Consider the following 12,552-nt stretch of genomic DNA (forward strand, 5'->3'; position numbering starts at 1 on the left):
GTTTACGCCTCCCCGTGCGGTTTTAGTTGACCCAAGTAAAGTATTCCATCTTTTTCTTTCGTGTCAAAGACATCCAATGGTGAAACCGGCGGTGTCCCTTTGACATTCATCCCATCTTTCGTATACCTGCCATAATGGCAAGGACAGAAAAATTGATTCGGATTAGTCTTATCCGTATTCCAGCCTACCGTACAGCCTAAATGCTTACAGATTGGAGATAAAGCAACGATCTTACCGTCATCCGTTTTGTAAACCCAAGCTGTATTTGTTTCTTCAGACTCATACCACCCATCGACCTGTTTAAAACTAAAGTCGACACGGGTTGGTTCGGTAGTCAGTTCACCTACCTTCTGTTTAGTTGCAACGTAATCCCCGCCTTTATCTGCTGATAATACAGGATCAATTGCAAACCTAACCATAGGCATCAACATACCGGCCGCCATAAATCCACCAACGCCAGTAAGTGTGTAATTAAGGAATTGACGTCGTGAAACATTATGCTTGCTCATGCGTTTTCCCCCCCTCTATTACTATACTGAGAGCCCAAAGGACCAATAAATAGCGACACTATAAAACTAGGACATTTCCATGATATCTCAATAATTTACCAAGGTCAATATTTGTAAAACCCAAAAGGTGGCAACTATGTGTCAAATAATGCGAAAAATCCTACTTTTTTTCATTTTTCCAATTATAAGAGAAAATATCAAGGATTTGGAGAACTTGCTGGTTAATCATTTCCCTTGCTTGTTCAATTTCAAGCCCTTCCAAGGGGATGGCAGGAATCCATACTAAATTATTTTCTAATTCCCGCTCTTCCTTTTTCCACTCGAAATCCGATGTAAGAAAAAAAACATGCTCGAAATCATTTTCTTTCACTTCATTGGCCCACCGCTTTAACCGCTCAACCTTATCCAATTCACCACTTAAGTAGTGAAATGTTGGCAATAGAAGAATCCTTCCTTTCATCTGCTTTTCAATTTCCAAGCTTAAAATGGTAAGAAATTCATTCATTGAGCCCGTTTGCTTCATTTGCCCTCGAAAAGATAGGGGAACCAAAGGAATTAAAACGGTATCCACATACTCTTTTGACTGCATATACATGTCAAGATCTTTTGCTGTCCACTTCATGTTTTTTCTTCACTCCCGATTTTTAAATCAACTCCTTATCATTTTACCATTATTTTTATAACATCTTTACCATATACCCATAGTCTTTACAAAAATGTGGATTTTATCAATGTTTTATAAAAAATAAAAACCTTTCCTGATTACGGAAAGGTCAATTTATTTCATCCAAGTACTTTTAATTGATTCAATTGTTCGGTTAAGTTCTTAAATGCTTGTTCATCATGCTTATCAAGGGCTTCATCGATTTCCTTAAGCAGACGGTCCCTTTGAAAATACAACATGCTTCTTTCCAAAAATTGTTCAGCAAGCAGCTGGTCTTTTTCATTCGATGCCGTTGATTTCGGCATGAAGGGATTGTTCTCGAGTACCGCTGCATATTGATAGGAAGAATAAGAAGATTTAAAATTAAGCTGAATATAAATGTCTTCATCTCGATTTAAACGGATATCATGAAAAGATTTCTCTGCATCGGTCGTCATGATATTGGACTTATAGAACCTGAAAGGGACCTCATCCACACAATGTGTCGACATAATCAGTCCACGTGGGCAATATTGTGCATTTTCTACAAAATGAACCTTTTTCATTAGTTGATCATGACTCATTAAGTAATTCAATATCCACACACATTCTCTTCGTTTCAGTTGATAATGATTTAAAAACCACCGAATAAAATCCTTCTTCTCATTCACAGAAACAGGGGCAGCCACCATGAATTCCCTCCTCTGTCTAGATTTAGTTTCGTTTCACTTATCTACATTTCATCTGTGCTTTCACCTAGCCGCTCCAAAATCATCGCATACTCATCATTCGCCGGGTTCATCTCAAGGAGCTTATTAAATACTTCTCTAGATGTGGCTCTGTCTCCTTCTTCAATTAAAAAGAAACCATAATCTTCAAGGAAATCTTGATTGTTCTTGAATGAATTATATGCTTTATGATAGCTGGTTAATGCCTCTTTAAATTGTTCAGTATGCTGATATGATACAGCAGCTATCCATTCAAACTGCGGATCATCCTCTCCATATCGCCTTACTTCACCAATACACTCCAATACATCTTCATACCTTTCGTGGTGCATATACAATTTCAAGAGGGTGAGTGCAGCTTCCAGGTATCCCGGATCAATGGCTAGTGCTTCTTTAAATAGATTTTCCGCCTCTTCATCAAGCCCGCTTTTCAAGGCTATCTTTCCACCAAAGAAGAAAAGTTCCTTATTGAATTCATCAGCCTTGATTCCTTCTTTGACTGTTTTCAAGGCATTTTCCAAATCTTCAAGATGTTCATAACTCTTTGCCAGGTACAAATATAAAGAATGGTATTCATGATCTAATTCTTTCAGTTCAATGAACTTTCGTACGGCTGTGTCATAAAGACCTGCCTGAAATGCTGTAAATGCATATTCAAATAGGGTATTGATTTCAAGTCCATCCTTTAAGGCCTTTTCAAAATGCGGAAGGGCCTCCTCGAACTTCCCCGAACTGCTTAATGCTTCAGCAAGCCTCTGATTGACATTAACACCAGCGATTTCTTGTTCCTGTTCCAAAACCTTTATGTAATTTGCAATGGCTTCCTGATCCCTTCCTTGATGAAAGAACAGTTCAGCTAGTGCAAAATCAATGATGATCTCATCTGGAAGCATTTCCTTGGCCTGCAGTAATTTCCTTTCGCTGACCTCGTCCATCCCCTGTAATTGATAGAGGTCCGCTTCCAAAAGCAAAGCACTTGGATATACTTCATCATCTGCACTTACTTTTTCAAGCATCAGCATCGCTTCATCTTCCTGGTCCATGTCAATCAGGATTTCTGCCAACGAAACAATTAATTCTCCTTCATTGGGATAGAGTTGCAGCAGATGTTCAAAAAGATCCTTTGCCTCCTCCGCAAAACCAAGCTGGAGCATTTCTTCGGCCAGCAACAATATGTCCTCTGCTGACTCTGATGATTTAATTCGATTTATATGTTTAAGAGCTTCTGTTAATTCCCCTTTTTTTAAATGCTGTATAACTTGTTCCACTGTGTTCATTGTTGAATCCTTCCTTTTGCATGATAGACTTGGTCCCTAGTCATACACACTCACGCCATAATGTAACATACTCTGCCATTAAGAACAAAATACCATATAATCGCGAGATGCATAGTAAACAGTATTCATTAGTTTACCATACTGTAGCCCTGTATTCCATCGATGAAGTCCCCTCCCATTCTCATTAAAAAAAGGTTACTAGTTAATTCTCCACGCTATGGTAAATCTCCTTTTTGATCATGAACACCATTTTCATCATTTTCATGATCAATACAGATAGAAAAGCCCAAATGTTAGCGCTTTCAACACTTTCCGGCATTTAAAAAAAGTTTACAGACCAAATAAGGTATGTAAACTTTTTTTATATTCACTTTATCAATTGCGTCAAATGCCCAAAAAATTGTGGATATGATACATCTATGGCATCAGGGTCCGCAAGTTCCACTTCCCCATCCGTTATCAAAGCCGCTACAGCAAGCATCATCCCGATACGATGGTCCCCATGGCTTGTAACCTTACCACCATTCAAGGCTTTACGCCCTTTGATGATCAATCCGTCTGCTGTCGGGGTTATATCTGCGCCCAGGACGGAAAGCTCATTTGCAACAGTATCAATTCGATTCGTCTCTTTTACTTTAAGTTCTGCTGCATCCTTGATTGTCGTTATCCCTTCAGCCTGTGTTGCCAGGAGTGCAATTACCGGTATTTCATCGATGAGACGGGGAATTAAATCACCGCTGATGGTCGTTCCCTTTAGCCGGGAGCTTCTGACAGTGATGTCTCCTGCAGGTTCACCCTTACTCGTCTTCTTCTCAATCGTAATATCCGCCCCCATCGATTTCATGACTTCGATGATTCCAGTCCTTGTCGAATTAAGGCCGACATTCTTTAAAACCACTTCACTATTTTCCGTAATCGCTGCAGCCACCATGAAGAAAGCCGCTGAAGAAATATCACCCGGGACATGGATGGTAGTCCCCTTGAAGACTTGGTTTCCGCTTACTTTAATCGTTTGACCGTCTTTTTCGATTCTTCCGCCAAACTCTTGAATCATTCGTTCTGTATGATCCCGGGTCTCTTCCGGTTCGATAATGATCGTTTCACCTTCTGCCTGTAAACCGGCCAAGATTATCGCTGACTTCACCTGCGCACTTGCCACAGGCAATTCATAGCGAAACCCTTGTAACTTGCCTCCTCTAATGAAGAGGGGGGTGTATTCGGCTCCTTTTCGACCGTCAATGACCGCTCCCATTTGACGAAGAGGGTTGACTACCCGGGTCATTGGACGTTTAGCTATCGATTCGTCACCTGCCAAAACGGCCGAAAATTCCTGTCCTGCCAAAATGCCCATCATTAACCTGATCGTGGTACCAGAGTTTCCGACATCCAGTACTGATTCCGGTTCCTTTAATCCATTAAAACCTTTGCCTTCAATTTTGACGTGCTGGCCATCTTGTTCAATATGAACTCCAAGCTGTTTAAAACAGGAAATCGTACTTAAACAATCGGCTCCTGGAAGAAAATTAGTGACTGTCGTTTCCCCCTCGGCAAGGGCTCCGAACATTATCGAACGATGGGAGATCGACTTATCTCCAGGTATGGCAATCGAACCACGTAATGATTGGATGTTCGTTTGTAATTTTTTTGTATTCATAAAACCATCCTTCCCTATAAATGTTATGCCAGGATCGTTTCATAATCTGTATGTCTTGAAATACACTCTGCAGCTTTTATGCGGTCAACATCCGTTTGGAAGCTGATGACCAGCACACCGTATATCTCTTCCCTGGTTTCAATGATCCTTATGTTTGTAATGCTGATACCTTCTTGTGCCAAATATCCGGTAATCTCAGAAATTATTCCGGCATAATCCGGTATATCGATATATAAATCATAAAACGCTGGTATGGCGCCTTTCGCATGTGTTGGCAAATCATCCCTGAAGATCTTGGCATCGGTAAAGAATCGAAGGATTTCTTCACTATCTTCATTCGCGACCAGGCCTTTTATATGCTCCATTTCATTCAGCCAATCATTCATTAATTCAAGTAACACATCCCGGTTATGTAACAAAATGTCACGCCACATTTCCGGACTGCTTGAAGCAATTCTTGTAATATCCCTAAATCCACCTGCTGCAAGCCTTGAAATCAACTTATTTTCCTTACTGTAATTTTCTGCCTGCTTAACGAGCCCTGATGCGACAATATGCGGGAAATGACTAATGACCCCAGTCAGCTTATCATGCATGGCAGGACTCACAACCAGAAAGTTCGCTCTTGTTCCTTGCAGCCACCCTTTCAGCTGCTCGACTTTTTCTTCTTCGATGGTATCTCCAGGAGTAAGCAAATAAAATGCATGTTCGAATAAATGCAATTTGGCTGCCGCAGCACCGCTTTTATGGGAACCAGCCATAGGGTGCCCCCCGATGAAGGCCACCCCTTTATCTATCAATGGTTTTGCTGCCTTAACGACTGTATCCTTCGTACTTCCTGCATCCGATATAAGGACATCACTTTTTAAATCCATTTCAGCCAATTGAGCTAAAATCTTCACGGTTTCATTGACAGGCACAGCAAGTAGAATCAAATCAGCATCACATGCTCCCGCTTCCAATGATGATACAGAATCATCAATGATCCCCAATAGCATCGATAGTTGAATATTCTTTTCACTTAGGTCCGTACCAACAATCACGGCTTCAGGATGTGCATGGCGTACAGCCATGGCCAATGATCCGCCAATTAGACCTAGACCTATTACAAAAACCTTACCTTTCACTCTTCTCTCCCCCGCATCTATTGTGCTCCTCTAGGTTTGATGAAACGTTAAAGCAGCGAATCAGAAGGTGCCTCAACTTCATTCAAAAAAGTTTTAATAGCGTTAATCATTCCTTCATTTTCTTCCGTCGAACCAACCGTGACCCTTAGGCTGTTAGGAAAACCGAAAGATTTCCCCGACCTTGCAATGTATCCGCGCTCAAGTAAATATTGAAACACCACATCGGCATCCTGTTTAAAATGGATAAAGATGAAATTACCTTGTGACGGGTAATAAGCTAAATTTACCTTATTGCAAAATTCATAGTACTGCTTGAGCCCTTTTTGATTTTCTTCCTTGCATTTTTCAATGAAGGCTTGATCTTCCAAAGCGACGATAGCAATATTCTGTGCGAATGTGTTGACATTGAATGGTTCCCGGGATGGATCCAGTTTCTGGATGATATCCTCATCCGCCAATCCGTACCCTACCCTAAAACTGGCAAGTCCATAGATTTTTGAGAATGTCCGGAGTATGATCAAATTTTTATATTTATTAATCCATTGATTCGTTCTCGGGTAATCCTCAGCCGTTGCATATTCACAGTAAGCTTCATCCAAAACGATAAGTACATCTTCCGGCACTCTTTCAATGAATGATAATAAGTCCTGTTCCGAAATGTATTTACCTGTTGGATTATTTGGTGTACAAAGCCAGACAACAGCTGTTTTTTCATCTATAACTTTAAGCATTCCTTCTAGATCATGAGCACCATCAATATGAGGAACTTCCCTGATTTCCGCACCTTCTAGCGTGGCATTATGGCGGTACTGTGAAAAAGTGCCTGTTGCCATGACCGTATTCTTTCCAGCTCCCAATAGGCTTCTGGAGATGATTTGAATGTTCTCATCAGATCCATTTCCAAAAATAAGCTGAGTTTCTTTCACACCTGTATGTTTTGCAACAGCTTCCCTTAGCATCGTTGCATACCCATCTGGATAGATGGCAAACGAATGGGTTGAATTCCTAACGGACTCCTGTACCTTTTCCGAACAGCCGAAAGGATTTTCATTTGAAGCTAATTTCGTGATTTTTTCCAACCCGTATAATTTTTTCACTTCATCAGTGGATTTTCCCGGTTGATAAGACTTCAAGGAAAGGACCGCTTCATTCCATTTCATGTCAATCACCTCTATATTTTTATCACTTTAAAGTAAGAAAGTGTGAGAATAGTATATCATATTCATAGATTTAAAATCATCTTATATCTGCTTTGTCAAATCTGGCCGTAATACCGTAGCCCCTGCCTGGTATACATGCTGTATCTCTTTTTGAGATTTCGTCGTATTTACATGGATCATGACCCGAATGCAAAATGGCAAGGAATTGCTGACCGGTATTTCCTTCATGCATGTAACCGGTACATAAGTCCAGCCTTCGAATTTCCTCAAGGCTTTGGCAGGGAAGACAGAACGAATCTCTTCCGTAGCAGAAAAAAACACAGAAGCTACCATTTCGGGATCAATCTCGTTGACCTGAATGATCTCTGCCATCAACTTTTCGGCAGCGGAAATCACTTCCATTTCCGTGTCTCTTTCTACAGTAGTGGCACCCCTTATTCCTCTTATCACACATAGTCCCCCCTTCTCCTGAACTCTATATCATATCGGCCATTTCCTCTATCAGCTCAGTGTCGGCTATATCCATTAATAGCGGTGACCCCACTTCGTTTAGCAGGACAAAAGTAGCTGAATCATTGACCGATTTTTTGTCTGTTTTCATTAATTCAAGCAGCATTGCATGTTCAAGCCTGGTCGGAATCGTTATTTGATAGCCTAAAGAAGATACCCAGCTAATAAACTCATCCAGTTTAAAATCGAGATCCACTTTCTTTTTGCTTAATCTAAGAGCATATACCATCCCGATTAAAATGGATTCCCCATGCGTAAAGTTTCCGTATCCCATTGAACCTTCCACTGCATGACCGAGCGTATGACCAAAATTCAAAAAGGCACGAATGCCGTTTTCCTTCTCATCCTCTTCGACAATTTTAGCTTTGATTCCAATCCCTTTTGTAATCATTGTCAGAAATTGCTCATCCGTTATATCATTCAAATCAACAATATTCGACTTTAACCATAGATAAAATTCATTATCGGCTATCAATGAATGTTTAATGACTTCTGCAAAACCTGACCTTAATTCTTTAAGGGGCAGAGTTTTTAAAAATTCAAGATCATAAATGACCGCTTCAGGCTGATGAAAGGCCCCAATCATATTTTTCCCTAGCGGGTGATTGATGGCAACCTTGCCGCCCACTGCACTATCGTGGGCGAGTAAAGTCGTCGGAACCTGTATAAATGGAATCCCTCTCATAAATGTAGCCGCAACAAATCCAGCCAAATCACCTACTGCACCACCGCCAAGGGCGATAATCAATGACTTGCGATTAATCTGTTGAGTTAAGCAGAAGCTTTGGCATTCATAAAACACATCGAATGTTTTAGCATGCTCCCCTTCTGGCACTACATGATGCAGAACAGGTTTCCCCGTCTTGATCAGGGCGTTTTTCACGGTCTGCAAATGAAGTGCCGCCACTTTCTCATCAGTTATGATCAGAATCTTGTTTAGATGATTTAATTCTTGTGATATTAATTCGGGCAATTCATTTATTGCCTTCTTGCCAATTAAAACCGGATATTGCTTGGAAGCCGTTTTTATTTGGATGGATTCCATGATTTAAAACCCCTTTACTTCTTCCCGATATGATCTTATGTATTCCGCTAATTGCTCATAACGATCTGAAGGGAATTGATCAACGATGGCAGCCGCCAGTTCCCATGCTACTACCGCCTCAGCAACCACCGCTGCTGCAGGAACCGCACAACTATCGGAACGTTCGACACTTGCTTCAAACACTTCCTTCGTATCAATATCAACGCTTTTCAAAGGTTTATATAAAGTGGGGATCGGCTTCATCACACCGCGTACAACTATCGGCATTCCAGTTGTCATACCGCCTTCAAAACCGCCAAGGCGATTGGTTTTCCGGTAATAGCCCTGTTCTTCGTCCCATGCTATTTCATCATGGACATCACTGCCAAATAGATGGGCAGCTTCAAATCCAAGACCTATTTCCACCCCTTTAAATGCATTGATGCTCATTATCGCTGCGGCTAGTTTTGCATCAAGCTTACGGTCATAATGCACATAACTTCCTACACCTACCGGCATTCCTTCTACAATCACTTCAACGATGCCGCCGATGGAGTCTCCTTTTTGTTTCGCTTCATCAATTGCATCCTTCATCTGCTGTTCTACGTTCTTGTCAAAACATCTAACAGAAGATTCTTCTGTTACTTGTTGCAATTGCTGAATATTTTCGTATTTTGGCGGTTCTGCCTTCACTCCGCCAATTTCCAAGACATGAGATGCCACTTCTATCCCCAATAAAGACAATAGTTTTTTAGCGACAGCTCCTGCTGCCACCCTTACTGTCGTTTCACGGGCTGAAGAGCGTTCCAGAACATTTCTCAAATCGCGGTGCCCATATTTAATCCCGCCGTTCAAGTCGGCATGACCAGGACGTGGCCGGGTGATTTTACGTTTAATTTCTTCAGCTTCCTCTTCTGAAAGCCCTTCGCTTCCCATAATCTTTGTCCAATGCTTCCAGTCATCGTTCTCAACCACCAAAGCAACCGGTGAACCGAGTGTGTAGCCATGTCTGATTCCCGAAGAAATAAAAGCCTGATCTTTCTCGATCTGCATCCTTCTTCCACGTCCATGCCCTTTTTGCCGGCGTCCTAATTCTTGATTGATATCCTCTTTCGAAATCGGCATTCCTGCCGGTAATCCTTCAATGATAGTAGTCAGTTGCGGACCATGTGATTCTCCCGCTGTTAAATATCTCATCTTCCAGCCCCCTTTTAGCACTTTAAAGTGTATATGTATCAATATACCACAATTTTATGAAATGTGGGTATATGTAAAACGTAAAAACCATATTGTTTGAATTTAATCACTTTTCTTTCTATTTTACAAGTACTTAAACATTTTCGATATAGTTTATTCTTTCAAATTAGAGTTCTACTGGAATTGCTATTACACGGCAAACGAAAAGGGACTGAATGCGCACGTGCAGAATCAGTCCCTTTTTTCTAAAGTATTTCCTTTTTCTTATAAAAAAATGTATCGATCGTTTCAAATTGATAGTTTCCTGGGGTGAATATTTGCTCTGTACTTCCTACAAAAAATACACCGCCGCTTTTTAGCGATACACTGAATTTTTCATATAATAAATTCTTGGCTTCTTCAGTGAAATAAATTAAAACATTGCGGCAAACGATTAAATCGAAGCCTTCGTCGAATCGGTCAGCAAGAAGGTTTTGTTTTTTAAAGGTCACCCTTCTCTTGATTTCATCATCGACACGATAATAATCCGCTTTTTTTTCAAAGTATTTCCTTTTTATTTCCTCAGGCACTTCATTTAAGGAACGTTCGGGATACATCCCCAATTTCGCTCGCGCCAATACATTTTCATCGAGATCCGTTGCCAATATCTCTATTTGGCTAAGTGGGACCAGATTGGATAATATCATGGCAATCGTATATGGTTCCTCACCAGTTGAGCAGGCAGCACTCCAAATTTTCAACTTTTTTTTGCTTTCTAATAACCTAGGCAGGATTTTCCGCTCCAACACTTCCCATCTTTTCGCATTTCTATAAAATTCGGAAACGTTGATTGTCATTCTATCCAAAAACTCATTTAAAACACCGGGATTGGTTTGCATGTCTTTGTAGTATTCACGAAATGAATGATATCCTCTTTTTTCATATAGAGATGTTAGTCGCCTTTTCATTTGTCCTTCCTTATATAATGCCAAATCAATGCCTGTCAGCATTTTGATATTACGAATAAACTCTTCATATTCTTGAGGCATTCCCACGACTCCCCTGCACATAATTATTTTAGTGATTCTTACCTTTATATATATCGGAGAGTGCCATATTTTCTTTAAACTAAAATAATCCCTTACGTTGCTGCTTGAAACTAAAAAAGCAATTAAAAAAGCGGGTTCCATCGCATAATGACGATGGAACCCGCTTTTTTAAAGAGATCGTATTAATTAATAAACCCACTCGTTAACAAGTTTAGAGTACTCAACAAGTTCTTCTTCTTTGAAGAATAAACCGATTTCGCGTACAGCGCTTTCAGCTGAATCAGATCCGTGAATGATGTTTTTGCCGACAGTTACGGCAAAATCGCCACGAATTGTTGCTGCTGCTGCATCTTTAGGGTTAGTGGCACCCATCATTTGACGTGCAGTAGCGATTACGTTTTCACCTTCCCAAACCATTGCGAAGACAGGACCTGAAGTAATGAAGTCCACTAGTTCGCCAAAGAAAGGACGTTCTTTGTGCTCGCCATAATGTTGCTCAGCCAATTCTTGAGAAATGACCATTAATTTTGCTCCTGCAAGAAGGAAGCCTTTCTTTTCAAAACGGGAAACGATTTCACCGATTAAATTGCGTTGAACGCCGTCAGGCTTTACCATTAAAAATGTTCTTTCCATGAATGTCACTCCTAATATGTATCATTGTTATTTGCCTATATAAGGCAATACTTTTAGAATATTACCATTGTTTGATGAGTTTCGCAACTCCCATTATCAAAACTTTCTTTTTCCGATATTTTTCGCGATATCCGATAAAGTTTTTCTAGCTTTAATGGCAGGAAGACCTTTCAACTCGGTAAAAGCCTTTTCTAAATACATATCACTGACCCTCGCTGCCTGTTCAATGGCACCGGAAGTTTTTATCGCATGAATTATATGGGACATTTCGTCTTTTGGCGTATCTTCCCGAACTGTTTCGATAAGCTTTTTTAACTTTGGATCTTCCATAGCAATCAATACGGGTAAAGTGATATTACCTTGAATCAAATCACTGCCGGCAGGTTTCCCAAGTTCTTCTTCCGAAGCAGTAAAATCCAATATATCATCGGTGATTTGATAAGACATACCGACATAATATCCGAATTTAAATAGCTTTTGGTGAATTCTCTCTTCAACACCCGCTGAAATGGCTCCCAACTGGCAGCTGGATGCAATGAGCAGTGCTGTTTTCCGTTTGATCCTTCTAAAGTATATCCGCCAATTCTGTTCGAAATTGTATTTATCTTTTATTTGTTCAATCTCCCCAAGACATAGTTCAACCATAGTATCAGCGAGAATTTGATGCGCTAGCGGAGACTCGATAACCGCCATCATTTCCAGTGCACGAGCAAAAATGAAGTCGCCTGTGTACATGGCGACACGATTATCCCATTTTGATTTAATGGTAGCAGATCCCCTGCGTAAATCCGCATCATCCACAACATCATCATGCACAAGGGAAGCTGTATGAATTAGTTCCAAAGTCGCTGCGACATGCTTTACGACATGAATATCATAGTTGCCAAACTTCGCACCCAATAGGACGAATACCGGACGGATCCGTTTTCCACCGGATTGCAGCAAATGCAGGGAAGCTTCCCTTAAAACCGTGGAATCCGCTTCGATTGCGGCTTCCAGTTCTTTTTCTATTAATTGCAAATCTGCATTCAAAAATGAATACATCATTTTAAATTTCATACA

The 12,552-nt window shown here is 40.6% G+C and carries 13 protein-coding genes; all 13 read right to left on the bottom strand.

The genetic code is table 11. The annotated features are described in order from the left end of the window. Positions 1-2: 2 nt before the first annotated feature. The 13 genes from LQ188_RS12130 to hepT all read right to left on the bottom strand — a co-directional run bounded on the left by LQ188_RS12130 (position 3) and on the right by hepT (position 12,549). Positions 3-509, bottom strand: coding sequence for a ubiquinol-cytochrome c reductase iron-sulfur subunit (locus LQ188_RS12130; RefSeq protein WP_034307977.1), 507 nt, complete (start codon positions 507-509; stop codon positions 3-5). A gap of 160 nt (positions 510-669) precedes the next feature. Then, positions 670-1,131 (bottom strand): YpiF family protein, encoded by a 462-nt coding sequence (locus LQ188_RS12135; protein WP_230176950.1) that lies wholly within the window; start codon positions 1,129-1,131, stop codon positions 670-672. Positions 1,132-1,292: 161 nt separating this feature from the next. Then, the gene (locus tag LQ188_RS12140; RefSeq protein WP_101222412.1) at positions 1,293-1,844 is read right to left on the bottom strand and encodes a ReoY family proteolytic degradation factor; all 552 of its coding nucleotides are present in this window, start codon (positions 1,842-1,844) and stop codon (positions 1,293-1,295) included. Between the two features lie 41 nt (positions 1,845-1,885). Further along, a complete protein-coding gene (locus tag LQ188_RS12145; protein ID WP_230176951.1) occupies positions 1,886-3,157 on the bottom strand; it encodes a tetratricopeptide repeat protein in 1,272 nt (423 codons plus the stop codon). A gap of 367 nt (positions 3,158-3,524) precedes the next feature. Continuing rightward, a complete protein-coding gene (gene aroA, locus LQ188_RS12150; protein ID WP_101222414.1) occupies positions 3,525-4,811 on the bottom strand; it encodes a 3-phosphoshikimate 1-carboxyvinyltransferase in 1,287 nt (428 codons plus the stop codon). 23 nt (positions 4,812-4,834) lie between these two features. Next, a complete protein-coding gene (locus LQ188_RS12155; protein WP_230176952.1) occupies positions 4,835-5,938 on the bottom strand; it encodes a prephenate dehydrogenase in 1,104 nt (367 codons plus the stop codon). 47 nt (positions 5,939-5,985) lie between these two features. Beyond that, positions 5,986-7,098 (bottom strand): histidinol-phosphate transaminase, encoded by a 1,113-nt coding sequence (gene hisC / locus LQ188_RS12160; RefSeq protein ID WP_101222416.1) that lies wholly within the window; start codon positions 7,096-7,098, stop codon positions 5,986-5,988. 81 nt (positions 7,099-7,179) lie between these two features. Continuing rightward, a complete protein-coding gene (gene aroH, locus LQ188_RS12165; protein WP_101222417.1) occupies positions 7,180-7,548 on the bottom strand; it encodes a chorismate mutase in 369 nt (122 codons plus the stop codon). A gap of 25 nt (positions 7,549-7,573) precedes the next feature. Beyond that, positions 7,574-8,653: a 3-dehydroquinate synthase gene (gene aroB, locus LQ188_RS12170; RefSeq protein WP_230176953.1), complete on the bottom strand. Its 1,080-nt coding sequence runs from the start codon at positions 8,651-8,653 to the stop codon at positions 7,574-7,576. 3 nt (positions 8,654-8,656) lie between these two features. Continuing rightward, on the bottom strand, positions 8,657-9,829 hold the full coding sequence (gene aroC / locus LQ188_RS12175; protein WP_101222419.1) for a chorismate synthase: 1,173 nt from the start codon (positions 9,827-9,829) through the stop codon (positions 8,657-8,659). Positions 9,830-10,074: 245 nt separating this feature from the next. After that, positions 10,075-10,857 carry a protein-glutamate O-methyltransferase CheR gene (locus LQ188_RS12180; RefSeq protein ID WP_230176954.1) on the bottom strand — a complete coding sequence of 261 codons (783 nt, stop codon included), beginning with the start codon at positions 10,855-10,857 and terminating at the stop codon, positions 10,075-10,077. 186 nt (positions 10,858-11,043) lie between these two features. Continuing rightward, on the bottom strand, positions 11,044-11,490 hold the full coding sequence (gene ndk / locus LQ188_RS12185; RefSeq protein ID WP_034308008.1) for a nucleoside-diphosphate kinase: 447 nt from the start codon (positions 11,488-11,490) through the stop codon (positions 11,044-11,046). A 96-nt stretch (positions 11,491-11,586) separates the two neighbouring features. Further along, the gene (hepT, locus tag LQ188_RS12190; RefSeq protein ID WP_101222420.1) at positions 11,587-12,549 is read right to left on the bottom strand and encodes a heptaprenyl diphosphate synthase component II; all 963 of its coding nucleotides are present in this window, start codon (positions 12,547-12,549) and stop codon (positions 11,587-11,589) included. Between the last annotated feature and the right edge of the window lie 3 nt (positions 12,550-12,552).

Origin of the sequence: Peribacillus sp. Bi134 (assembly GCF_918698065.1) — a bacterium.
GTDB lineage: Bacteria > Bacillota > Bacilli > Bacillales > DSM-1321 > Peribacillus.